Source organism: Chryseobacterium sp. NG-CE01 (assembly GCF_055695505.1).
Window position 1 is genome coordinate 1555285 of the sequence record NZ_CM146369.1, and the last position, 24958, is coordinate 1580242.

The following is a 24958-nucleotide window of genomic DNA, read 5'->3' on the forward strand; positions in this document are numbered from 1 at the left end:
ACCCGATTTTTATTTTATCCTTTAAATTGCCCCATTGCAATGAATTTATCCTGTCTTTGGGTTTCAAGTTCCTGACCTGTAAATTTTGCGAAGGCTTTGATATTCTGTAAAATAGAAGTCTTCAGATTCTGAAAGGCACCCGCCGGATCATAGTGTGCTCCACCAAGAGGCTCTTCAATAATTCCGTCGATGAATTTCTCTCTTAAAGCATCTTTCGGGGTAAGGTTCAATGCATTGGCAGCATCTTCCTTATGATCCCAGTTTCTCCAGAGGATGGATGAGCAGCTTTCCGGAGCGATTACTGTGTACCAGGTATTTTCAAGCATGTATACTTTATTACCTACTCCGATTCCCAATGCGCCGCCACTAGCTCCTTCACCAATGATGTAAGTGAAGATTGGCGTTTTGAGCTGAACCATTTCAAAAATATTTCTGGCGATAGCTTCACCCTGGCCTCTTTCTTCAGCTTCCAGTCCCGGATATGCTCCCGGAGTGTCTACCAAAGTTACAACAGGGATCTGAAACTTTTCAGCAAGTTTCATTAATCGCAGGGCTTTTCTATATCCTTCAGGATTCGGCATTCCGAACCTTCTGTGCTGTCTTTCTTTTGTTGTTCTTCCTTTCTGAGTACCGATTACCATCACTTTTTGTCCGTCCAGTGTAAGTAAGCCGCCTACCATTGCAGGGTCATCAGCAAAGTTTCTGTCTCCGTGAAGTTCAAGGAAGCTGCCTTTATCTGCCATTCCGTTGATATAATCCAACGCGTAAGGACGATCCGGGTGACGGGAAAGTTGTACTCTTTGCCAAGGCGTAAGATTTGCGTAGATTTCTTTTTTCTTTTCTAAAATCTTATCCTCGATTTGGCTACATGCTAATTTTACATCAACACCACTTTCTTCTCCTACTAAAGAACAGGTCTGCAGTTGATCCATCAGGTCTTTGATAGGAAGTTCGAAACTTAAATATTCCATTTCTTGAAGTAAATTAAATCTTTCAAATTTATGAAAAATTATATGAATCTATTTAAAATTATTGATCGCATTGTTTATTCTGGAGATAGTTTCCTCTTTTCCAAGAAGTTCCATGATGTCAGGGACATCTGGTCCTTTTAGTTCGCCAACTAAAGATAAACGAAGTGGCATCATTACTTTACCCATTCCCAAACCTTTATTTTCCGCGAAATCATGAACAACATGCTTTAGATTTTCGGCACTGAAGTCAGCAGATGCTAAAGTCTGAGCTAATTCTCCTAAAATAGCCGAAGTCTGATCATTCCATGCTTTTTTTGAGGCTTTTTCATCATAAGAAACAGGTGCTTCGAAAAAGAATTTTCCTTTTTCGTTATCCAGTGTAAGATCTTTCACAAATGTCAGCCTTTCCTTCATTAATGAAATTATTTTCAGTAATTTTTCATCTGAAAGCGTTGTGTTAAAGTCTGAACTTTTTAAAATTTCAAGCAATTCTTCATCAGATTTCTGCTGAATATACTGATGGTTGAACCATTCTGCTTTTTCTTTACTGAATCTTGCCCCGGCTTTATGTACTTTATTTAAATCAAATTCTTTTGCCATTTCGTCCAGAGATAAAATTTCTTTATCGTCTGCAGGGGACCAACCTAAAAGGGCCACCATATTGATGAATGCTTCCGGAAGATACCCGCTTTCTCTGTAACCTTTGGAGACGTTTCCTGTTGCAGGATCCGTAAAATCTAATGGAAATACGGGGAATCCGAACTTATCACCATCTCTTTTACTAAGTTTACCTTTTCCTTCAGGTTTTAAAATTAAAGAAAGATGGGCAAACTGTGGTGCTTCCCAACCCATAGCTTCATACAACAAAGTGTGCAGACCTAAAGAAGGCAGCCATTCTTCACCACGAATTACGTGTGATATTTGCATTTCGTGATCATCGATAATATTGGCGAAATGGTAAGTCGGCATCCCGTCATTTTTTACCAGAACTTTGTCATCTAAGGTATTGGTATTTACAGAAAATTTTCCGCGGATAATATCTTCAAGGTTCAGCGTTCGGTCTACCGGCATTTTGAATCTTACTACATACGGCGTTTTTTCGTCGAGAAGATTCTGCACTTCTTCTTCAGAAAGAGCCAGGCTGTTTCGTAACTGGTTCCTTGTTTTGTTGTCGTAAGAGAAAACGTCACCTCTTGCTTCGTACTCTGCACGGATGGCGTCCAGTTCTTCGGCTGTATCAAAGGCAATGTAGGCATAATCCGTTTTCAGGATCTGTTCTGTATAACGATCGTAAATATCTCTTCTTTCAGATTGTCTGTACGGAGCAAATTTCCCTCCTTTTTTAGGGCTTTCATCGGCAATAATCCCGCACCATTCAAGGGCTTCCTCTATATACTCTTCTGCGCCTTCCACGTATCTGGCGGTATCGGTATCTTCAATTCTCAATACAAATTCACCACCCTGGTTTTTAGCAAAAAGATAATCATATAATGCGGTTCTTATGCCTCCCAAATGTAATGGTCCTGTAGGACTCGGAGCGAAACGTACTCTTACTTTCTCCATTGTAAATAATATTTGGTACAAATTTACTTAAAATTAAATGTTTTTAAGAATGTTTAATAGGCATTTCGCTTGGTTTTTTGTTCCGAATATTTACTTTTGTATAATATAAAAAGCAGTAAATTATGTTAGAAATAGGTGAAAGACCTTGGGGGAAATATTATGTTCTGGCAGATGAGCCGAATTATAAACTAAAGCGAATTGAAGTAAACCCTGGACAGAAATTATCATATCAGTATCATCACAAAAGACAGGAGCAATGGACCATTATAGAAGGTGACGCTACTATTGTTCTTGATGATAAGGAAATCAGCCTGAAATATGGTGAAAGTATTTTTATTCCGCTGGGAGCCAGACACCGAATGATGAACCTTTCCGACAAGCCTGTTGTTTTTATTGAAGTGCAGACAGGAACCTATTTCGGGGAAGATGATATTGTGAGGATCGAAGATGAATATGATAGAAATTAATTTTAAATAATAGTAAGCCGGAAAAGCTGTATGGATCACATATGGTTTTTTTTTATTTTTTAATTCCAAAAATTTTTAAAATTTTTTCAATTTTATATTTCATTGTTCTTTTGTAACCCAAAAGTTTTATTCTTTCCATCAGCTGATAGTTTTCATTCATTGAAGCTAAGAGATTTTGTTTGAAAAATTCTCTTAATATCTCTTTATCAGCAATAACTTCTTCTAGTTTTTTGATGGCTTTTGTTTTATTCTCATACATGAAGAACTCGTTGTTGGTCATCCCTGCAGAGCTCATACGGTAAGCAAGAAGGTATTCTTTAATAAAATATGTTTTCGGGTGATCTCCATATACCTGCAACCAGAAAATCCAGTCTTCTTTTGCTTTAAGATCTTCATTAAATCTGTATTTTTCTACAATATCACTTGAAAATAAGGCACAGTGAATCGGAATGGAAAATGTGTTGTCCCATTTCAGGAGAATATCTTTCTGATTAAAATAGCTGCTTTCCAGTGCACAGTGGGGAGGCAGGTCGGTCTTTGTTTGATTGTCAAAACGCTGGAAATCTGTAATAACAACAGTATTGACTGGCTGATTAATCTGATTTAAAGATTTTTCAAACTTTTCTTTATATAAAAAGTCATCGCAATCGAGAAACTGTACGAAATCTCCGGTTACGTTTTCTATGCCTTTATTTCTTGCAGAGCTTAGGCCTCCGTTGTGCTTTTTAATGTATTTTATTCTGCTGTCTTTTTTCTGCCATTCTAAAGCTTTTTCTTCAGTATCATCGGTGCTGCCATCATTCACAATAATGCATTCCCAGTTTTGATGGGTCTGGTCTATCAGTGAATTAATGCAGTCGTCTAAAAAGGATGCCTGGTTGTAGCAGGGAACAATAACGGAGATTTTTAAGGAGCTCTTCATTTTTAGGAATTATTTGCTTTTATAGATTTTCTTTCCATCTTGTATTCCTTTGATCATTTTGCTGATCAAAAGCTTTTTCTCTGAAAAAGAATACTCTTTTCCTGTCAGTACGGTCATTATTTTTGAAAAACAATTCTTATAGAGGGTGTTATAAAACATAGAGCTGAAACTTCCGGGAAAGTAAGGTTTAATATTTTTCCGCAATAAAAATATATTCCTGTATTCATAATAAGCCTGTAAAGGGCGGATTTTATCCGAAATGACTGTTCTCTTACGATACATAAGCGCCTTTTTAGTATACATAACGTTGGTATAAAAATTGGCAAGAATTCCGTATTCCGTATCATCTCCTGCGATAAAATATTCTGTTTTCGGAAATCCTATTTTTTCTACAATATCCCGATGAATCAGCATTCCTTCGAAACATGCTGTGTTGACATAGCAATAATCCTTGTTTTCAAGAGAAACATTATGCAGAATGATAGGCATACAAGTTCTGTGATCAAAATGATGTTCCCATTTAAAAACTTCATTATTGTCGCTAAAAATTCTTAGCGGATGTATGCATTTTGATTTTTCTTTAAATTGCAAAAGATTTTCAAGACAGTCACGGAAAGGTTCTACATCGTCATCCATCACCCAGATCCAGTCATAATTATATTCGTATGCCTTTTTGATACCGGTATGAAATCCACCGGCTCCGCCAAGATTTTCCTGAGTGATGATTTCTATCTGCGGCAAATTAATTGTTTCCAGATAAGCTCCGGTTCCATCTGTAGATCCGTTGTTTACAATAATAATTTTGTCAATAGGGCAGGACTGGTTCAGAATGCCTTGTATACATTCTTTTAAAAGCCCGAGCCTGTTATAAGTAACAACAACGGTACAAATGGTGTCAGAATTATTCATAAGCCTGAAATTAATTTTTGGATCCTCCCTACTGCTTTTTCGTAGCAGAGATTTTCAACAGCAAAATTATAAGCATTTTGTGTAATCTCATTATAATATTTTTCTCCCTGGTTTTCAGTAAACTGCATCTGTTCTATGAGGTCGGAAAGATCATTTTTTACAGGAATAAAATGTTTGTAAGGTTCCAGTTCAAAATGGTAATAAGATTTCCATTGCCTGTCCTGAATAAACAGAAGCCTTTTGGTGAATAGAAGCATCTTAATTCTTCCACTGTAGCCTCTTCCTTCAATATCAATCAGATATTTATATTTCGTATGATCTTTCAAAGAAATGTAAGGGATATCCTTTTTTCCGTCAACAGCCTGATCAACACACGTATCATACGCTTCAATAATGTCGGGGAATTCTTGAGAATACTGTATGATTTTATTTCTGGTATTATTGGTTTGTACATTACCAATCCACAACATCCTTTTATGGTCGTAGGTATTCTCAGCTGCCATAGAAATTTCTGAGACAGTCTTTTGGAAATCCGGAATGCCTGCCTGCTTCCAATGATCGAAAATAAAATCCGGAAACACAAAATCAAGATCTTCTTTTCTTTCACAGCAATAATAAAAGTTTCCCTTTACGAGCCTTTCTGTAGGAAAATCGCCGGTATGCAGGCTGAAACTAATTTCTTTTTCAGGAACTCCCATCGCGATGGCGTCCAAAACCTGTTTCAGAGAAGATTCTGCTCTTGTCTGGAAAGAGTTATGATTTTCAGCAAGCACAATCTGCCCATTGCGTATGGTTATATTTAATAATTCCTTTACCTGCTTTTCTGCTTTATTTTTTTTAAACCACATCTCAGACAAATTTTTTAGCAATTTCCAAAGCCTCTGCAATTACATGATGCATGTCCATGTAGCGATAAGTTGCAAGCCTACCAACAAATGTAATATCTGAAAGCTTATCTTTCTCCATTATATATTTTTCAAGCATTTCCATATCTCTCTGCAGTCTTTTAGGATAATAAGGAATGTCTGCTTCTTCTGTTTCTTTACTGAATTCTTTAAAATAGACAGTCTTTTCATGTTCTTCCCAAGGCGTAAAATGTTTATGCTCATGAACCCTTGTAAAAGGGATTTCCTGATCAGCATAGTTAATTACGGCGTTACCCTGATAATCGCCGTCTTCCGTATATTTCTCAAAATATACCGTTCTGTAGCCTAACTTTCCATACTTATAATCAAAATAAGCATCAATAGGGCCGGAGTAAAAAACATGATCATACTCTGAAAAATTGATCTCCTGAACAGAAATTTTCTTATTGAGTGTGACTGTAATATTGGGATGCTCAAGCATTTTCTCAAAAATCTCAGTATATCCGTGTCTGGGAATTCCCTGAAAAGGCATGGCATAATAGTTATCATTATAATTAAATCTCACGGGAAGCCTTTTGAGGATACTTGCCGGAAGCTCTGATGGTTCACATCCCCATTGCTTTTTGGTGTATCCGTAGAAAAAAGCTTGATAAAGATCCTTACCAACAAATTTTAGAGCCTGCTGTTCAAAGTTTTGCGGAATGTCTATGGAAGTGTCACTTAAAGAAACAATAAATTCTTTTGCTTCTTTTGGTGACAGGTTTTTTTGAAAAAACTGGTTGATGGTATGAAGATTAACCGGCATGGAATATACCTGTTTTTGGTAAACCGATTTTACACGGTTGATAAAAGGAACCATTTCGCAGAACTGCTGTATATAGTTCCACACCTCAATATTATCGGTATTGAAGATGTGAGGTCCGTATTTATGTACCGTAATTCCTGTTTCTTCATCCTTTTCCGTGTAGCAATTGCCGCCAATATGACTTCGTTCTTCCACAACGTGAACAATATGCTTTTTGCTGAGCTGCTCTGCAAGCACACTTCCTGAAAAACCGCTTCCTATAATTAAAAATTTTTTCATGTATTATTGTTTATGCTTTAATTTCAGCCTGTAATAACTTTTGTGATCCAACTGCTGAAACTATATTTTTTAACAATTTCTTCTGGCAGCTCGTGATAAGGCTGTTTTAAAAACGCGTCAATGTTTTTATAATTATTATTTTCTACGACAAAGATATTATCCGGATGATAAAAGTCATAATTTTTTACCGTGATATTATCGGTAATTACTTTTTTCTGATAATACAATCCTTCAAAAAACCTAATGGATAGTCCATTGTGTAAAGGGTCTACAAAATCTAAAAGAATATCTGCATTTTTTACAAGTTCCAGGTTTTCCGCAAAAGTAATCCGGTCTTTGATATAGGTAATTTTGCTGTTTTTCCGTTCCGGTTCTGTGAAGTACTGAATAAATATTGAAAGATTCACATTAAAGCAGGAAACCTCATCAATAAATGTATTAATCTTTTCTTCTCTGCTTTTCCAGTATAATCCGACAAAATAAAGTTTTGGATTTGTTGTATTATATTTTTTGTATAAAGGAGGAAGATGATCAAAGTAAAAATTGGTTATTTGCTTGATATTTTTGTGATTTTCTATCTTTTCGAAACATAAAAAAGTGTCAAAAAGATCAAAGTATTTTTTGATTTCTGGGAATTTTTCAATTCCGTCCCATTGATAGGCAATGAGTTTTGATGTTTTATCATTGAGTTTTTTAATAAAAGAGACGGGGAAATTATCGGGACGTATAACCAAAATATAATCCATCCGTTCTTTTATTGCAGAAAGTTTATGTTTCAGTTCCGCCTCAAAATGTTGGTTGATGAGGTTTTGCTTATAGTTTTTATTCCTGAAAATATTTTTTATGAAAAAGTTTGTAATGCTTTCAAATCCCTGGTATTTGAATTCAGTAACCTTATCTGTAATAAGAAAAGGCTCAAAGCCTGCTTTCTTAAGATTATCTACGAAAAGCTTTGGAAAATCGGAATAATCAGGCATTACCAAAAGAAATTTTTCCTTACTCATGATGGTGTTTTTGAATGAAAAAGACGGAACATGATGATTTTAAAATGCTTTCGCAGGCTGTTGACAGGACTGTTAAAATATTTTTTTCTTATAGTTTTGCTGTCCTGTAAACTGATTGTATTAATATACTTTAAGTAAGTTTTCTCAATATTCCTCAGGTTAATATGATCATTAAATTCAGGATTTACTTCTTGGAATGTCCTTTCCATTTCCAGCACCGCTTCATCGGAATAATTTGAATCATTTTTAAAGTTTCCTATAATTATTTTCTTCAAATAGGAAATGTAATACGCAATAACAGTTTTTTCTGGATATTTAAAATAATAGTTTTTGTAAACAGTTTTGATAACGCTTAAATATCCCAAAAGATTTTTGTCGCTTTTCTTTTTGGTTATCGACTGCGCATTGTCAACGGTATACAGATAAGTGATTTCAGGAATGAATGTTACAGTTTTTGCACTGAACATTGTTTCGAAAAACCATAATTCATCTTCATGGTAAATTCCGCTTAAAAATTTCAGATGATTTTCTTTTATAAAGTTTTTTTTATAAAGTTTATTCTGGGCAATCGGGCTTAAACCTTCAGTCATATTTTTAATAAGAACTTCAGAATGATTGTTTGTGATCATTTGCTTTTCCGAAGGATGAGGCAATGAAGAAATAATCTCTTTCTTATCCCATGAATAGGTGGCCGTCTTTCCAACAATGACATCTTCATTTCCGGTATAAGCCGAGACGAGGGTTTCAATAGCATTTGGCGAAAGCAGATCGTCACTGTCACAAAAAAGAATAAAATCTCCTTCAGCTTTTTCCAGTCCGAAATTTCTCGTGTCAGAAAGCCCTTTATTCTGCTGATCATATATTTCAAATCTTTTATCAGGAAAATTTTTAATAATTTCCAGCGTATTGTCCGTGCTTCCGTCATTGATCAGAATGGACTGAATGTTTTTATAAGTCTGATTCTGAATACTTAGAAGTACCTCCTGAATATACTGCGAAGCGTTGTAGCAAGGGACAATAATACTTACCAAAGGATTCATCTTAAATAATTTTTCAGAGTTTCACTTACTTCTCCGGTTGAAAAAGGCTTCAGGCTGTCCACTGAGTTTTCGCAGAGTGTATTCCATAGCTTTTCGTCATTATTCAGCCGGACAATGGCTTCTGCAAAGGATTTTTCATCATTGGCGATGAGAACGTTCTTTTCATTTACAAGCTGCATACCTTCGGCTCCGATTTCGGTAGTAATTACCGGCAGGAAATATTCAAAAGCCTGGCCTATTTTTCCTTTCACTCCCGCTCCGAAACGCAACGGGGCCACCATCAGTTTAGATTTCATAAAATGATCTTCAATACTTTCCACAAATCCTAAGAACTTAAATTTCGGATACTGTTTCAGATCAAGCTTTTCTGCTACGTTTCCGATTACGCTCACTTCTAGTTCCGGGTTTTCTTTCCACACCAGAGGCATTATTTTTTCATACAAAAACTTTACCGCATCGATGTTCGGCTCGTGAATGGATCCTATAAATATAATTCCGCTACTTGCTTCAAAGTCATTCCTTTCGGAGATATCAATTTTAGGATAGTGTATATTGGAAATGGTAAGGATTTTTTTTTCATCGGCATATTGTCGCATGATTTCCTTTTCCTTATCGGAAATAGCAATAATATAATCCAGCTGAGGAGCAACCACCGTTTCCAGATGATAAAAGTGCTTGTATTTTCGCTTTAATGAAATACGGTTCGGCTCTATCTCGATTGCTCTTTTATAGCGTAAAAAATGAATATCCACCATATCATAGATGAATTTCGCTGAAGGAAGAATATTTTTTATTTTCCGGTAAAATAAATTTAAAGCCAATGGACCGTTGAACCATACAAAGTCTACTTTTTTAAAGTCAGTAAGAAACTCGTAAATGTTTTTATATTTTGTGTTTTCTGCAAATACAATGATATCTTGCTTCTGGTAAAATTGTACATAAAAATTATCTTCAAAAACATGAGGCGCAAAAAGAATACAATTAAAGCCTGCCTTTTTATAAATCAGAATGATTTCTTTGAGCCTGTTGGACCCGGAATCCTTATCGTGGGAAGGAATATCTCTGGATACAAATAAAATAGTTCTTTTTGAAGAATCAAAAGATGTTATGTTAACAATCTCCTGTGTATTTAGAATTTTAAGCCTTTCCTTTCTTTCAAAGTGTTTTTTTATTTTCTTTATAATTCCCATTATTAAGTTTTTTTGTTGAGCCTGAACACTTTATCCGTCCAATGTTCCAGGGTGTAACTATAGTAAATCTCTTCCGGAACTTTTTCATACGGGGTTTCAAAAAAAGATTTTTCCAGGTTACTGCATGTTTCGTTTAAAACCAAAATATTCTGAGGGTTGTAAAAGTCATAGCCCTTAATCGATTCATTATCAGTAACAATTTTCTTTTCCAAAGCCATGGCTTCAAAAACCCTGAAACTCAGCCCATATTGGTTTTCACGGGTAAGATCAAGCAAAGCTCGCGAATTTTTATAATACTTCGGAAGCTTTTTATGATTTATTTTTTTTATACTGAAAGTAATGTGAAGGTTTTCGGGAATTTTGATAAAGACGTTTCTCAATTGATGTTTCCATGCTTTTTTCCCGATCACGATAATCTGAAATCTGGCCTGTATCTGGAATAATCTTTTAGAAAGCCGCTTGATGAATTCCACTCTTTTACTATCGTAGGAAGTGATATAAAAGAGATCTATTTCAGGCTGCTGTTTCTCTCCTGGGCAAAACGGAAGATATACATAGTTGGTAAGTTTTTCAAACCCGTATTTTTGTACATCGGCAACGTCAAATGAGAAAATTTTATCAAAAAGATGAAGCTTTTCTTCCTCCACCACTATGCGGTCGAGGCTGTCATAAAGATACGTAATAAGACAGTCTGTATATTTTCTGATTTCCTGAAGGGTAGAGAGATCAAAAGTATCAGGATTCATCACAAGAATCTGATCCTGGTGTCCCAGCTTTTCAAGAGAATCACTTACAAATCGCTGTCTTTTCTCTGTTTTCAGGTTTTTATTAAGAAAAATTTTGCTTACTGCATTCGTTGCCCTTTCACTAAAATTAGAATGGGTTACATCGCCTATTTTAATGTGATGGGCATCTATATTTTTAGAACGTAAAGCATCAACTATATAGTGGTCATATCCCCAGAAATCGAAACTAATTACACAAATTTTCATTCAGTCAGTTTTGCTCTTTTTTTAACGATTCATAAGTTTCAAAAACACTTAAGGACTGTAGATAGGAAAGCTGATAGCCTTCTTTTCCGTCAAGAATACCTAAACGCAAAATGTATGCCTTAAAAAATTTAAATACAGTTTTTGAATATTGTGCTACACGGCTGTATTTTTTTCCGAGGGCTGACATTTCCTGCCCTTTCAGTACTCCGTAGTGGAGCATTTTTGCCTTATAGGATTCGTAATCATTAACGGAGAAATGCAGGAGTTTATTTTTCATTTCTCCTATGGTGCCGTTTACGTGCAGGGTTTCGTGAACTTTTTTCCCGCTGATGTATCTGGCTTTAGACTTTCTGAAAAGCCTGAAATTCTTATCGGTTTGTGTTCCGGAGTAATGAATGGGTTTCCCGGCAAAATAGAATTTTCTGTAAAAATAATAAGCGTCTTTCTGAGCGGGCTTCTTTAATTCTTCTAAGATCTCCTTTTTTAAGGACGCAGTGATTCTTTCATCTCCGTCAAGAAATAATACCCAATCATTTGTTGCAGCGTCCAAAGCTATGTTTCTTTGCTTTGTAAAATCTTCAAACGCATTTTGAATTACTTTTACGTTAGAGAATTGCTGTGCGATTTCTAGCGTTTTGTCCGTACTGAATGAATCTACCACAATAATTTCTTCACAGAAATCAAAGCATTCCAATACCTCCCGAATGTTTTTTTCTTCGTTGTACGTTATGATTAAGCCGCTTACATTCATCATAACCTGTTCTGCCATTCCAATTAATTTATCTTCCTAAAACATTTTTAATCTTCCAAAGATAAGTTTTAATTTGAAATTTATCAGCGTGTCTTTACCCTTAATGTCAATTCTGCACAATTCATAAGGTTTCCGGGAAGGAAAAAAATTGATTTTATTTCCAATTCTTACGGCATAAAGAATATTAAGACGCTGTAAAACTGAAAAAACAGCCTGTTTCTCAGGATTCTTTTTAGGATACTTTCCGTAAGGGTAAGCCAGAACCTTAGAATATTCTATATTTTCTTCGTCAAGAATCTGCATATTTTTCTTAAGATCATTTTCTATAAAATCTGCAGAAACGGTTTTGAAGTTTTGATGAGAATGGCTGTGAAGACCTATCTCAAAATATTTTCTGTTCAGCCTGCGGATTTCTTCGAAAGACATCATCTGATTTTCTTTATATCCTTTACGGATAAATTCTGTAGGTATAAAAATGGTGGCTTTCAGATTATATTTTTCCAGCAATGAAGGAAGATATACTTCGTTGTTTTTGTAGCCGTCATCAAAGGTGATAACAACGCTTCGTCGCGATGGGATATTAAGTTCGCTGAAAAATTTTGAAGTATAATTTTTTCGCTGTAAATAGCTGAACTGTTCTTCAAGATTTTTCAGGCTTACCGTGAGATCATCATTACTTTCCTCCATGATCTGATGATACATTAAAATGATCAGCCGTTTTTTCGGAAAAAGGAAAAGATAAATCCGGAAATACAGAAACAGAAAGAGAATTATAATAATTATTAAATAAAATATCATAAAAAGTTGCCGTATTTCTGTTCCAGTTCTATCATCCGTATTTTTTCAAACAGTTTGATGTATTTAAGAAAAGTATAATAAGACATAGTTTTGGCTATATAGAAGCCCGGGAACCCATCCAGAAAACCAAGTTTAAAAATAAAAACTTTGATGAATACAAAAATAGGATTGATGATAATTTTGAAACGGTTGATCTTTTTGCCCCGCTCAAACATTTTTTCAGCCATCATATCAGAATACCTGTTGATTTTCGTAACGTGATGATGAATATTCTTATACGTGTAATGGTTGATTTTTCCTTCCAGAACGCCGGTTTTTTCCTGGGTTACTAAAAATTCGTGCACTTTGTCGTCAGAATATTTCGCAGAACCATTTCTGAAAAGTCTTTCCTTGCAGACATTTCCCCATCCTCCGAACTTGATCAGGTGAATGCCCAGATGATTATTGTACTTTGCCCGATAAACCGAAAATTCAGGATTTTGCTGAGATATTACTTTATGAACAGATTGTTTTAATTCTTCATCAGGAACTTCATCAGCATCCAGAAAAAGAATCCATTCGCCGGAACATAGCCCGAGCGCATGGTTTTTCTGCTCACCATATCCGTTAAATTTCTTTTCAAAAAACTGTACTTTAGGACACTGCTGCAGGCAGATCTCTTTGGTTCTGTCTGATGAATAACTGTCTACGACAATAATTTCATCAACAATTTCCGAAATTGAATTGAAAAGCCTTACAATATTATCCTGTTCATTGTAAGTAATGACTGCAAGTGAAAGTCTCATTTCTGCTGAAATGAAAGAATGGTTTTTTCAATAATTTTCACACAGTCTAGCAGTTGTTCTTCTGTAATCACCAATGGCGGTGCCAATCTGATGATATTTCCGTGGGTTGGTTTGGCCAGAAGCCCGTTTTCTTTTAATTGTAAACAGATATTCCATGCCGTCGAACTTTCCGGAGTATCGTTGATCAAAATAGCATTCAGCAATCCTTTTCCTCTTACTTTGGTAATAAGATCGCTCTTTCCGATTACTTTTTCAATTTCGGAACGGAATAATTTTCCAAGTTCTTCAGCTCTCTCAGATAGCTTTTCTTCCTTTACAACATCCAGTGCGGCAACAGCTACAGCACAGGCGATAGGATTTCCTCCAAATGTAGATCCGTGTTGGCCGGGTTTTATGACATTCATGATCTCATTATTAGCCAATACTGCCGAAACAGGATACATCCCACCAGAAAGGGCTTTTCCTAAAATTAAAATATCCGGCTGTACGTCTTCATGATGGCATGCAATTAATTTCCCTGTTCTTGCGATTCCTGTCTGAACTTCATCTGCAATAAAAAGAATATTATGTTTTTTACACAGTTCAGCAGCAGTTTTCAGATAGCCGTTATCAGGAACGTAAACTCCAGCTTCGCCTTGTATCGGTTCAACCAGAAATGCAGCAATATTATCTGACTCTCTGCTCAGAACTTCTTCCAGTGTAGCAACGTCATTGTATGGAATTTTAATGAATCCAGGTGTAAAAGGTCCGTAATTCTGCTTGGCATCAGGATCGTTTGAAAAGGAAACAATAGTGGTTGTTCTTCCGTGGAAGTTATTCTCACAAACAACAATTTTAGCAGCATTCTCTGAAATGCCTTTTACTTCATAGCTCCATTTTCTGGCCAATTTTACAGCGGTTTCCACAGCCTCAGCTCCGGAGTTCATCGGTAATACTTTATCAAAACCAAAAAGAGTAGTGATCTTTTGCTCATACTCGCCCAGTTTTGAGTTGTAAAAAGCTCTTGATGTTAAAGCCAGCTTTTTAGCCTGCTCTACTAAGGTTTCTACAATTTTTGGGTGTGAATGTCCTTGGTTTACAGCAGAATAAGCAGATAAGAAGTCGTAATATTTTTTACCTTCCACATCCCACACGAAAACACCTTCTCCTTTGTCTAATACAACGGGAAGAGGGTGGTAATTGTGTGCGCCGTGCTTGTCTTCAAGGTCGATAAAATATTGTGAATCTTTTACAATTTCTGCTGTTGACATATATTTGATTTTTCGCAAATGTAAACATTATAAATGAGATGGCTAAACAGAATTCTCATGCTGATAAAGTGCTTAATATAAGAGGTTTTAAGTCTATTGTAAAAATGAATCAGAAAATATTTCTTATACAGATAATCTGTTATAGGTATTCTATCTTTAAAGATATAAAATTAAATTTTCCTTAATTTAAAATTAAAATGTCAAATTTCAGCCAAACGTTGTTATAGCTCGGAACTTACAAAATTATTTAAGATCTGATGCATAAAAAAACCGCCTCTAAAAGGCGGTTACAAATTATATACAAATCAACCTAGTGATTGTCGTATTTTCTGTCCATTACAAAATCCTCCATGAATTTTGTAGTGTAGTTTCCTGAAAGATAAGCTTCGTTATCCATCAGCTGTCTGTGGAAAGGAATCGTAGTTTTCACCCCTTCAATATAAAATTCTTCCAATGCTCTTCTCATTTTTGCAATCGCTTCTTCACGGGTCTGTGCCGTTGTGATGAGTTTTGCAATCATGGAATCGTAATTAGAAGGAATCGTATATCCTGAATAAACATGGGTATCTACTCTTACACCATGTCCGCCAGGAATATTTAATCCTGTGATTTTTCCCGGAGAAGGTCTGAAATCCATGTAAGGGTCTTCTGCGTTGATTCTGCATTCGATGGAATGTAATTTCGGATAATAATTGATTCCTGAAATTGGAGTTCCCGCAGCCAGAAGGATTTGTTCTCTGATCAGGTCATAATCAATTACCTGCTCAGTGATCGGGTGTTCTACCTGAATTCTTGTATTCATTTCCATGAAATAGAAATTTCTGTGCTTGTCTACAAGGAATTCAATGGTTCCCACACCTTCATACCCGATGAATTCGGCAGCTTTTACAGCAGCTTCACCCATTTGCTCACGAAGCTCGTCAGTCATAAAAGGAGAAGGAGTTTCTTCCGTAAGCTTCTGGTTTCTTCTCTGAACGGAGCAGTCTCTTTCAGAAAGGTGACAAGCTTTACCAAACTGGTCTCCAGCAACCTGGATTTCAATATGTCTTGGCTCTTCTATCAGTTTTTCCATGTACATTCCTCCGTTTCCGAAGGCTGCAACAGCTTCCTGAATCGCAGATTCCCAGTGATCTTTAAGGTCTTCGGCTTTCCAGACTGCTCTCATTCCTTTACCACCACCACCGGCAGTAGCCTTTATCATTACAGGATAACCGATCTCTTCAGCCGTTTTGGCGGCAATTTCATAAGATTCGATTAATCCGTCAGAACCTGGTACACAAGGTACACCTGCGGCTTTCATGGTTGCCTTGGCATTTGCTTTGTCTCCCATTTTTTCAATCTGTTCAGGAGTAGCACCGATGAATTTGATGCCGTTTTTCTGGCAGATTCTGGAAAAGTTGGCGTTTTCTGATAAGAAACCGTAACCCGGGTGAATGGCGTCTGCATTGGTAATTTCTGCAGCAGCAATAATATTAGGAATTTTAAGATAGGAGTCTTTACTCATTGCAGGACCGATGCACACCGCTTCGTCTGCAAATCTTACATGAAGACTGTCTTTGTCTGCAGTTGAATAAACCGCTACGGTTTTGATCCCCATTTCTTTACAAGTACGTAAAATACGCATTGCAATTTCGCCACGATTGGCAATTAATATTTTTTTGAACATCTTAATGCTATTTTAAATTTGAAAATTTGAGAATTTGAAATTGATTTACAATCAATTGTCAATCATCATTAATCAATTATTATAATTAAGATGGATCTACTAAGAATAAAGGTTGGTCGTACTCTACAGGGGTAGCGTCATCCACTAAAATCTTAACGATTTTTCCGCTTACTTCAGATTCGATCTGGTTGAATAGTTTCATTGCTTCGATTACACAAACCGTTTTACCAACAGAAACTTCGTCACCTACGTTTACAAATACATCTTTATCGGGAGATGGTTTTCTGTAGAAAGTTCCGATCATTGGAGACTTTATGGTCACATATTTACTGTCATCAGATGCGGCTTCAGCTTTTTCGGCTGGGGCAGCTGCAGGGGCAAAAGCCGGCGCAGGAGCAGCAGCTACCTGCTGAGGAGCAGTGTGGTAAACTGCAGGTTGAGCATAAGCAACTTCGCTACCCGCTAATGGAGTTTTAATAGTGATTTCGAAATCTTTAGTTTTGTATTTTACTTCAGAAACTTCTGCTTTAGATACAAACTTGATAAGATTTTGTATGTCTTTAATGTCCATAAATTTGATATTTGATTTTGGGTCAAAGATACCAAAAAATCGTAAAAAACAACAAAAAACCGCCAAATTTTATAAAAATCGGGCGGTTTTTGTATTAAAACGAGTGTTTTCCGGGGAAAGCGACTCTTAGTTTTCTTCAGTAGCTGCTACTTCTTTTTCCAATACTACTTTACCTCTGTAGTAAAGTTTTCCTTCATGCCAGTGAGCTCTGTGGTATAGGTGAAGCTCTCCTGTTGTTGCATCTTTAGCTAATTGAGGAACTACAGCTTTGTAGTGAGTTCTTCTCTTATCTCTTCTTGTAGACGATTGTCTTCTCTTTGGATGTGCCATTTTCTAATAACTTTTTTAATTGATGAGCGATGAGATTCATCATCTCATCATTAAACTATTTAATTTTTATTCTTCAAATTTTTCAGTGCGTCCCATCTCGGGTCGATTTCATGCTCTTCTTCTTCATTTTCCTTCGGACTGAACTTCTCAAGTATTGCCAGATCTTCATCGCTTACATTCGGCGAAATCTTTTTCATCGGAATGGAGAGTGCAACGTTTTCATAAATTAATTGCGCAACGTTGAAAGCATGATCACTTGAAGGGATCGTAATTACATCTTCCTCGCTGTCGTCATACTCTTCCCCGAATTTCACCAATACCCTGATTTCATTTTCAATGGCATGGTCGAAATTTTCGTTTGTAATATCACAAACAAGCTCTACCGTACCCTTTACTTTTATCTCAAACTCCAGAAATGTAGAATGTTTGTCAAGTAAAACATCTACTGAGATTCTGGGATTTGTAAATTCCTGTTCAGTATCAAATAATTGAAAGAACTCTTTATCTATCTCAAACCTGAACACGTGCCTGCCGGTTTTCAACCCGGAAAAGCTTACGTCATAGTTTCTTAACTTGTCCATAAAATGAGTGTGCAAAAATATGCAATTTTTTTATAATAACAAATAATTTCTAAAACAAATTAACTTAAAATCCATATTAAAGATTTAGCCCTCAGATTCGTCCGGCAAATCTTCATCTATTCCGTTATCTACAGCCATTTTTCTCGGCTGCAGTCGGTTGGTCATCAAATCATTATATTCACTTCTGTTCCTGAAAATTTTAATCGCGGTAAAGATAGCTTCGGTAAAACTTTGCTCATCGGCTATATTTTTACCGGCAATATCATATGCTGTTCCGTGGTCAGGAGATGTTCTTATGAAAGGCAAGCCTGCTGTATAGTTTACCCCTTCTTCATAAGCTAATGTTTTAAACGGGGCGAGACCCTGATCGTGATACATAGCCAGAACCGCATCAAAACTTTTATATTTTCCCGGCTGGAAAAAACTGTCAGCAGGGAAGGGGCCAAATGCAAGAATTCCGTTGTCGGAAAGTTCTTTAATGGCCGGCGCAATGATTTCAATTTCCTCTTTTCCGATCACGCCTCCGTCACCGGCATGCGGATTCAGCCCAAGAACTGCAATTTTAGGTCTTGAAATATTAAAATCTTCAATTAAAGTCTGATTTAAAACTCTGATCTGCTTTTTGATTTTTTCTTTGGAAATATTTTCAGCAACTTCAGCAATCGGAATATGATGTGTAAGAACGGCTACCTTTAAATCTTCCGTTACCAGGAACATCAGTCCTTTTTTGTTAAACTTTTCTTCAAAATACCCGGTATGCCCGGCGTGTTTAAAGCCCATTTTTACCATTTCATCTTTATTGATCGGTGCTGTTACCAGTACGTCAATTTCTCCTTTTAATAAAGCTTCCGTGGCGGCTTCAAGAGAATCAATAGCCATTTTGGTAGATTCCTCCGTTGGGGTACCCAATTCTACTACAGAGTTTTCCTTTGCCAGATTCACCATATTCAGTTTTCCTGCCTGAGCCTGTGACGCTTCATTGATGTAGTTGAAATTCAGGTTCAGCTTAAAAATGTTTTTCTGATAGGTGAATAATTTTCCCGAACCAAAAATTACAGGGGTGAAAAAATCCGTAATGGTTTTGTCTGCAAGGGATTTCATGATGATTTCGGGACCAATGCCGTTGAAATCTCCTATTGAAATTCCTACTCGTACTTTATGGTTTTTTGGGCTCATTTTGATTATCTTTGAAGATTAATAAACTACAAATTTAGCAAAAAATAATATGTTCACAGGAATAATTGAAGCGGTGGGAGTAATTGAGAAGATTGAAGAAAACGGAAGCAATATTGATTTTACATTAACATGCCCTTTCACGAACGAATTGAAAATTGACCAGAGCTTGGCGCATAACGGCTGCTGTCTTACGGTTGTAAAGATTGAAGGAGATCAATATGTCGTAACTGCAATCAATGAAACGCTAGAAAAAACAAACCTCGGTAAATGGGAAGTGGGCACCGTGGTGAATCTGGAACGTTGTATGAAAATGGACGGGCGGCTGGACGGACACATTGTTCAGGGCCATGTTGATAAAACCGGTGAAGTAGTAAGCATTGAAAATAAAGACGGAAGTTATTTTATTACCATAGCATACGAAAGTAACGGTAGTTTTGTAACAGTTCCTCAGGGTTCCATTACCGTAAACGGGATCAGTCTTACGGTTGCAAAAAGTCAGGATAATCAGTTTTCCGTTGCTATTATTCCTTATACATGGGATTTTACCAACATGCAGTATTTAAAAAAAGGTGACAAAGTTAATTTAGAATTCGATATAATTGGTAAGTATATTGCTAGGTTAATTAATAAACAGAATGTCAATGATTATGTATAAAGGATATAGCTTAAGAAACCGTGTTTTTTTCGGATTCTTATTGGTATGTCTTTTAAGCGTAGTAGCTTCTTCGTTAGTTCCTTATTTTGTTTTAAGAGAAAATTCTATGACGAAAAGCAAAATTGATATGCGGGAAAAAACAGGAGCGGTGATCCGGTATCTGGATTATGCGGTGAGCATGAAGCATACCGAAACAAAAGATCTTCCCAGTCTTCTTGATAATAAGATTTTCGAAATCGCAGATATCAACCAGCACGACATAATTTTATACGATTTAAAAGGAAATTATTTACTTTCAAACAAAGAAGAAAGCCTTGTTGAGCAGAAAAAGGTTCCCATCACCATTGTAAACAGGATTCTTTCAACCAATGCAAGGGTAGACATAAGAGGCTACGACGCGTCTAAAGATGCAGTGCTTACATCGTCTTACCTGCTGTTAAAAAATAATGATCTTGAGCCTATTGCTATTGTGTATATTCCTTTATATCACAATGAATCTGCCTATCTGGATGTCCTTAATATTTATGTAAAATATATTCTCCTCGTTGATGTTTTTCTGATGCTGTTCAGCGTATGGTTCAGCTGGGTGATGTCAAATAGTCTTGCTAAAAATATCACGAAATTTTCTGATATGATAACCCGCATTACGCTATTTGAAAATGAAATGCGCCCGATCCGGTATTATAAAAACGACGAATTAAATGCTTTGGCAAGAGCCTATAACAGGATGATTCTTCAGATTCAGGATCAGAAGGAAAGACTCCGCTTTAAAGCTTCGGAAGAGGCATGGAGAGAAATGGCAAAACAGGTGGCCCACGAAGTGAAAAATCCGCTGACACCAATGAAACTTACCATCCAGAATTTTGAGAGAAAATTTGATCCTGAAGATCCGAATGTAAGGGAAAAAGTGAAGCAGATGAGCAAGACGATGGTGGATCAGATCGATCTTATCGCCACTGTAGCATCGGCGTTTTCTGAATTTGCCAAGCTTCCGGAAAAAAATAACGAGATCATTAACCTCAATAATGAAGTGGAAGATATTCTGCGCGTTTTCAATGACGACAGCATTTTTATACATTCCAATAAAAGTAATATTATGATTAATATGGACAGGATTTATCTGTCCAGAATCATTACCAATCTTGTTACCAACGCGAAACAGGCCGAAAGTGATGAGCGGAAATTAATTATTAATGTCGACGTAGAGCAGCATCAGAGAAGAGTGATGATCTCTGTTCAGGATAATGGAATAGGGATTCCCGAGAATGTATATGAAAGAATCTTTGAGCCTAATTTTACCTCTAAAAACAGCGGCATGGGCTTGGGATTATCCATGGTCAGAAAAATGGTAGAAGATTATAAAGGGGAAATTACCGTAAAATCTGAAGTTGGAAAGGGTTCTACATTTACCATTACTTTGCCTACAAACCTATAGTGAAACCTTTTAGCTTTAAACAATTTACCATTCAGCAGTCGAAAAATGTTTTTCGGGTGGGTACCGACGGTGTCCTGCTCGGTGTCCTTGCGGATGTTAAAAATGCCCTCAATGTTCTCGAAGTCGGAACAGGAACGGGGCTGATCTCTTTAATGCTTGCCCAGCGAAATCCTGAAGCGAAGTTCCTGGGAATTGACATTAATAAGAATGCTGCAGAGATTACAAAAGTTAATTTTCAAAATGCACCTTTTTTTTCAAGGTTAAAAAATATTCATCAGGATTTCAAAGATTTTGAAACGGGGCAGAAGTTTGATCTAATTGTTTCTAATCCTCCTTATTTTGAAGCTTCTGATTCTGAAAAGGACAAAATTGCCCGACAAACTGTAGAATTGAATTTTCTTCAGCTTATTGTAAAGTCTTCACAGATGCTTTCTGATGAAGGAATTTTGTCGGTAATTATTCCGGCTGAAGCGGGAAACGATTTCATAGCAATGGCTGATGAGAATAAAATGTTTCTGATCCGGAAAATCCACATAAAAGGAATTGAAAGCTCAAAAGTAAAAAGGCTGGTTCTTGAATTTTCCAAGTCTGAAAAAAGACTGGAAGAATCTGAATTGATTATAGAAAAAAGTCCGAGACAATACTCGGACCAATATCTTGAACTCACCAAAGAGTTTCATGTTTTTAAAAAAGAAAGTTAGATTTTAGGAATATCTTACTTTTTATTCAAATAGTTCTGCGGTATCAAGCACAGAAACTTTTCCGTCTTCACACCGGATCGCTTCACCCGGGAAGTTCTGTATCATGTGATAATCATGTGTTGCCATTACTACGGCTGCTCCGTTTTCAAGGGCGACCTGTTTTAAAAGGGTCATAATTTCATTAGATGTTTCCGGATCGAGGTTTCCGGTAGGCTCATCTGCCAAAATTAAGTCAGGATGATTAAGTAAAGCTCTTGCAATCGCCACACGCTGCTGCTCGCCACCCGAAAGTTCATGAGGCATCTTGTGTTTCTTGCTTTTCATGTTTACGCTTCCCAGCACCTCGTTGATACGGTCTTCCATTTTAATTTTGTCACTCCATCCTGTCGCTTCCAGTACGAATTTCAGGTTTTTTTCCACGGTTCTGTCGGAAAGCAGCTGGAAATCCTGGAAAACAATTCCTAATTTTCTTCTTAGGTTGGGAACGTCAGAAGCTCTGAGCTTGGCAAGATCAAAGCCAACCACAGCTCCGTGACCTGAAGCTAAAGGAATATGCCCGTACAAAGTTTTCAGCAGTGAACTTTTTCCTGAACCTGTTTTCCCGATAAGATAGCAGAAACGTCCTTTCTTAATGTTCAGATTTACATCGGAAAGCACCGTAAAATTTTTCTGTGCGATCTTGGCGTGCTGCAGGCTGATGATGTTGTCTCCGGCAATATTTGTATGTGGCATAATTCAGTTTTAAAAGTGCTTTTTCTAAAATTTTTTCAGATTTTAAAAATAGGAAAAAGAAGAATAAGGAACCTAAATTTTAGGAAATTTTAACAACAAAAAATGCCTGAAAAACTTCTTTTCAAGCATGATTTGTATATGATAATAAAAAAGATTATCTCTTAGCGCGTGATGCACTTACAGTTAAACTCTTTCTGCCTTTAGCTCTTCTCGCAGCCAAAACTCTTCTTCCATTTGGCGTAGACATTCTTTCTCTGAAACCGTGTTTGTTTCTTCTTTTTCTTTCTGATGGCTGGAATGTTCTTTTACTCATTACTATATGTTTAAATCGTAATTATCTATTAATTTTCAGGTTGCAAAGATATGCAATTTTTTAAAAGTTGCAAACTTTACTAATGTTTTTTTGAATTTTTTACCTTCCTTTCTTTGGAATTATTGCTAAGTCCCGCCAGATAAGAATTTATAAAGGTACAAAATAATAGGTAATGATTTATTTAAAAGCTCTATCTTTGGAAACTTAAATTTTAAAGAAAATAAAACATCCCATGTTTACACCCGCGGAACTTTTAGAAATCAATACGTTACTGACTCCGGAAAACAAAATCGTAATCCTTACCCATTACAATCCTGATGGGGATGCGATCGGTTCCAGCCTGGGCTTAAAACATTATCTGAAAGCAAGAGGAATTTTTGCGGAAGTGATCGTTCCGAACGATTTTCCGAAATTTCTGAAATGGATGCCGGAAGCTAAAAAAGTTCTGATAGGGGAGTACAAAAGAAAAGTAGCTTCTGACCTGATCAGTGAAGCGGATGTTATTTTCTGTCTTGATTTTAATGCCCATTCCAGGATTGGTCTGCTGGGTGACTGGCTGGCTCATGCAAAGGCAAAAAAAATTCTTATCGACCATCATCAGCAGCCTGAGCCGTTTGATTTTGTGTATTCAGACACGGTCATTCCCGCAACCTGTCAGATGGTTTATCATTTTATTGAAGCACTTGATGACGAAAATCTCGTTAATAAAGATATTGCTGAATGTCTTTATACAGGAATTATGACGGATACAGGAGGTTTCCGTTTCCGCTCTACCAGTTCGGCCACGCACAGGATTATTGCAAACCTTATTGAGCATGGAGCAGATCCTGCAATGATTACCTCGAATACCTGGGATACGAATACCGTTTCACGTCTTCATTTATTAGCCTTAATTTTAGGAAGAATCGAAGTGGTAAAAGACGGAAAAGTTGCTGTTCTTTATTTAACAAGGGAAGAATTAAAAGAATATGGTTTCCAGAAAGGAGATACCGAAGGTTTTGTAAACTACGGACTGAGTATTATGGGCGTGAAAATGGCGGCATTCTTCATGGAAGACCTGTATGAGAGTTTTATTAAAATCTCTTTCAGAAGCAAGGATGATATGGATGTTAATCAATTCTCAAGAAAATATTTTAACGGAGGAGGCCACATCAATGCAGCAGGAGGAAAATCTCATGAATCTCTGCCGGACACCATAGAAACGTTCAAAAATAAAATTGAAGCTGAAGAAAGTCTGTAATTAATATTTAGGTTAAGGTTTAGTCTAAGCAAATTGCGTTGGTTGTCATTCAGCGGCATCTCAGTGTTTAAATAATATACTCAGAATTCAAATTTTATTTGAGGATGCTTTGTCGTTTTGTTCCTCGCAACACACACTTTAACACACTAAACTCTCAAACTTTCAGTTTAGTTCTGAAACCGGGAGTATCCTTTTTCCTCAAGTTCTTTGCAGGTGTATTCATATACTTCCTGAAACATGATATCGAGGAATTTTTTGTTGAACAAACTGAACTTTGTCATTTTTGGCGGATCCAGAAAAATATCACAGGATTTTGCTTTGGAATAAACGGATTTTGCGATTGCTAAGTGTAAAATCCGGTCGAATTCCTTCATCAGGCTCATTTTTTCGAGGCTGTCATAGCTGATGGAATTAACGTGGGACGCAATGAGGAAATCACATTTATCTATGATAGGTTCAATGGGAAGGTTGTCTAAAACACCACCGTCTACATAGATTTTTTCACCCATTTTTACAGGGGGTAAAATAAAAGGCACGCTGGATGAAGCGAGTAGTGGCCCGAAAAGTTCGCCTTCCGAAAAGAAATCTACAATTCCATGAGTCATTTCGGTTGCTGCTACATATACCGGGATTTTTAAAATTTTAAAATCGTCTTCCGGAAAATGATCCATAAATAATTTCAGAATAAATTTCGAACTGAAAATTCCGTTTTTAGAAAGCTTTAAATACGATCTGGAGAAAAAAGTAGTCTGTTTTACAATTTCCATCATTTCGTCAGGCGATTTCCCCAGGGAATAAAATGCGCCTACAATAGATCCGGCGCTGGTTCCTGAGATGATATCCGGCTTAAGGTTGTATTCTTCCAGTGCTTTTAACACGGCAATGTGTGCAATGCCGCGCATTCCTCCTCCCGAAAGAGTAAGTCCGATGACCGGTTTCTTTTTTTTGAATAAGAAATCCAGCATA

General features: G+C 36.6%; 27 protein-coding genes. 5 read left to right on the plus strand and 22 right to left on the minus strand.

The genetic code is table 11. The annotated features are described in order from the left end of the window. Positions 1-14: 14 nt before the first annotated feature. Together ACYT6F_RS07525 and gltX are read right to left on the minus strand one after the other, a co-directional pair. Positions 15-971, minus strand: coding sequence for an acetyl-CoA carboxylase carboxyltransferase subunit alpha (locus ACYT6F_RS07525; RefSeq protein WP_472600604.1), 957 nt, complete (start codon positions 969-971; stop codon positions 15-17). Positions 972-1019: 48 nt separating this feature from the next. After that, entirely contained in the window at positions 1020-2534 is a 1515-nt protein-coding gene (gltX, locus tag ACYT6F_RS07530) for a glutamate--tRNA ligase (protein WP_472600605.1), read from the minus strand. Between the two features lie 122 nt (positions 2535-2656). On the opposite strand from gltX, the gene ACYT6F_RS07535 reads away from it, so the two are divergent. After that, a complete protein-coding gene (locus ACYT6F_RS07535) occupies positions 2657-3001 on the plus strand; it encodes a phosphomannose isomerase type II C-terminal cupin domain (RefSeq protein WP_472600606.1) in 345 nt (114 codons plus the stop codon). Between the two features lie 52 nt (positions 3002-3053). On the opposite strand, the gene ACYT6F_RS07540 is transcribed toward ACYT6F_RS07535, so the two are convergent. The 17 genes from ACYT6F_RS07540 to pdxA form a co-directional block, all read right to left on the minus strand. Then, a complete protein-coding gene (locus ACYT6F_RS07540; protein WP_472600607.1) occupies positions 3054-3923 on the minus strand; it encodes a glycosyltransferase family 2 protein in 870 nt (289 codons plus the stop codon). Between the two features lie 9 nt (positions 3924-3932). Next, positions 3933-4832, minus strand: a complete 900-nt coding sequence (locus ACYT6F_RS07545; RefSeq protein WP_472600608.1) for a glycosyltransferase family 2 protein — start codon at positions 4830-4832, stop codon at positions 3933-3935. Further along, positions 4829-5680, minus strand: a complete 852-nt coding sequence (locus tag ACYT6F_RS07550) for a glycosyl transferase family 90 (protein ID WP_472600609.1) — start codon at positions 5678-5680, stop codon at positions 4829-4831. Before ACYT6F_RS07550 ends, ACYT6F_RS07545 begins: the two co-directional genes overlap by 4 nt. A gap of 1 nt (position 5681) precedes the next feature. After that, positions 5682-6782: a UDP-galactopyranose mutase gene (glf, locus tag ACYT6F_RS07555; RefSeq protein ID WP_472600610.1), complete on the minus strand. Its 1101-nt coding sequence runs from the start codon at positions 6780-6782 to the stop codon at positions 5682-5684. Positions 6783-6805: 23 nt separating this feature from the next. Further along, positions 6806-7786, minus strand: coding sequence for a WaaS/CpsH family glycosyltransferase (locus ACYT6F_RS07560; RefSeq protein ID WP_472600611.1), 981 nt, complete (start codon positions 7784-7786; stop codon positions 6806-6808). After that, positions 7783-8826, minus strand: coding sequence for a glycosyltransferase (locus tag ACYT6F_RS07565; RefSeq protein WP_472600612.1), 1044 nt, complete (start codon positions 8824-8826; stop codon positions 7783-7785). Before ACYT6F_RS07565 ends, ACYT6F_RS07560 begins: the two co-directional genes overlap by 4 nt. Further along, on the minus strand, positions 8823-10016 hold the full coding sequence (locus tag ACYT6F_RS07570) for a glycosyltransferase (RefSeq protein WP_472600613.1): 1194 nt from the start codon (positions 10014-10016) through the stop codon (positions 8823-8825). Before ACYT6F_RS07570 ends, ACYT6F_RS07565 begins: the two co-directional genes overlap by 4 nt. 2 nt (positions 10017-10018) lie before the next feature. Continuing rightward, positions 10019-11008: a WaaS/CpsH family glycosyltransferase gene (locus ACYT6F_RS07575; RefSeq protein WP_472600614.1), complete on the minus strand. Its 990-nt coding sequence runs from the start codon at positions 11006-11008 to the stop codon at positions 10019-10021. A 4-nt stretch (positions 11009-11012) separates the two neighbouring features. Next, positions 11013-11777 (minus strand): glycosyltransferase family 2 protein, encoded by a 765-nt coding sequence (locus ACYT6F_RS07580; RefSeq protein WP_472600615.1) that lies wholly within the window; start codon positions 11775-11777, stop codon positions 11013-11015. An 18-nt stretch (positions 11778-11795) separates the two neighbouring features. Further along, on the minus strand, positions 11796-12461 hold the full coding sequence (locus ACYT6F_RS07585) for a polysaccharide deacetylase family protein (protein ID WP_472600616.1): 666 nt from the start codon (positions 12459-12461) through the stop codon (positions 11796-11798). A 92-nt stretch (positions 12462-12553) separates the two neighbouring features. Further along, on the minus strand, positions 12554-13342 hold the full coding sequence (locus ACYT6F_RS07590) for a glycosyltransferase family 2 protein (RefSeq protein ID WP_472600617.1): 789 nt from the start codon (positions 13340-13342) through the stop codon (positions 12554-12556). Beyond that, entirely contained in the window at positions 13339-14592 is a 1254-nt protein-coding gene (gene rocD, locus ACYT6F_RS07595) for an ornithine--oxo-acid transaminase (RefSeq protein WP_472600618.1), read from the minus strand. Before rocD ends, ACYT6F_RS07590 begins: the two co-directional genes overlap by 4 nt. 310 nt (positions 14593-14902) lie before the next feature. Continuing rightward, on the minus strand, positions 14903-16258 hold the full coding sequence (gene accC / locus ACYT6F_RS07600) for an acetyl-CoA carboxylase biotin carboxylase subunit (RefSeq protein WP_472600619.1): 1356 nt from the start codon (positions 16256-16258) through the stop codon (positions 14903-14905). 85 nt (positions 16259-16343) lie between these two features. After that, positions 16344-16829: an acetyl-CoA carboxylase biotin carboxyl carrier protein gene (gene accB, locus ACYT6F_RS07605; protein ID WP_472600620.1), complete on the minus strand. Its 486-nt coding sequence runs from the start codon at positions 16827-16829 to the stop codon at positions 16344-16346. Positions 16830-16955: 126 nt separating this feature from the next. Then, on the minus strand, positions 16956-17159 hold the full coding sequence (gene rpmF, locus ACYT6F_RS07610; protein ID WP_002976251.1) for a 50S ribosomal protein L32: 204 nt from the start codon (positions 17157-17159) through the stop codon (positions 16956-16958). A 59-nt stretch (positions 17160-17218) separates the two neighbouring features. Next, positions 17219-17740, minus strand: a complete 522-nt coding sequence (locus ACYT6F_RS07615) for a YceD family protein (RefSeq protein WP_472600621.1) — start codon at positions 17738-17740, stop codon at positions 17219-17221. An 84-nt stretch (positions 17741-17824) separates the two neighbouring features. Next, positions 17825-18916, minus strand: a complete 1092-nt coding sequence (gene pdxA, locus ACYT6F_RS07620; protein ID WP_472600622.1) for a 4-hydroxythreonine-4-phosphate dehydrogenase PdxA — start codon at positions 18914-18916, stop codon at positions 17825-17827. A gap of 49 nt (positions 18917-18965) precedes the next feature. On the opposite strand from pdxA, the gene ACYT6F_RS07625 reads away from it, so the two are divergent. Genes ACYT6F_RS07625 through ACYT6F_RS07635 form a run of 3 tightly spaced genes read left to right on the plus strand, consistent with a single transcriptional unit; the run spans position 18966 to position 21707 of the window. Then, entirely contained in the window at positions 18966-19571 is a 606-nt protein-coding gene (locus ACYT6F_RS07625; RefSeq protein WP_472600623.1) for a riboflavin synthase, read from the plus strand. Then, positions 19552-21006: a sensor histidine kinase gene (locus ACYT6F_RS07630; protein ID WP_472600624.1), complete on the plus strand. Its 1455-nt coding sequence runs from the start codon at positions 19552-19554 to the stop codon at positions 21004-21006. Before ACYT6F_RS07625 ends, ACYT6F_RS07630 begins: the two co-directional genes overlap by 20 nt. Continuing rightward, entirely contained in the window at positions 21006-21707 is a 702-nt protein-coding gene (locus ACYT6F_RS07635; protein WP_472600625.1) for a tRNA1(Val) (adenine(37)-N6)-methyltransferase, read from the plus strand. The genes ACYT6F_RS07630 and ACYT6F_RS07635 overlap by 1 nt, the downstream gene beginning before the upstream one ends. 21 nt (positions 21708-21728) lie before the next feature. On the opposite strand, the gene ACYT6F_RS07640 is transcribed toward ACYT6F_RS07635, so the two are convergent. Further along, a complete protein-coding gene (locus ACYT6F_RS07640; RefSeq protein ID WP_169232055.1) occupies positions 21729-22439 on the minus strand; it encodes a cell division ATP-binding protein FtsE in 711 nt (236 codons plus the stop codon). Between the two features lie 154 nt (positions 22440-22593). Beyond that, complete coding sequence (gene rpmH, locus ACYT6F_RS07645) at positions 22594-22752, minus strand: 50S ribosomal protein L34 (protein WP_007843334.1); 159 nt, start codon at positions 22750-22752, stop codon at positions 22594-22596. Between the two features lie 232 nt (positions 22753-22984). Between rpmH and ACYT6F_RS07650 the strand changes: the two genes are divergently transcribed. Beyond that, a complete protein-coding gene (locus tag ACYT6F_RS07650) occupies positions 22985-23992 on the plus strand; it encodes a DHH family phosphoesterase (protein WP_472600626.1) in 1008 nt (335 codons plus the stop codon). A gap of 167 nt (positions 23993-24159) precedes the next feature. On the opposite strand, the gene ACYT6F_RS07655 is transcribed toward ACYT6F_RS07650, so the two are convergent. Then, entirely contained in the window at positions 24160-24957 is a 798-nt protein-coding gene (locus ACYT6F_RS07655) for a patatin-like phospholipase family protein (protein WP_472600627.1), read from the minus strand. Position 24958: the final 1 nt, after the last annotated feature.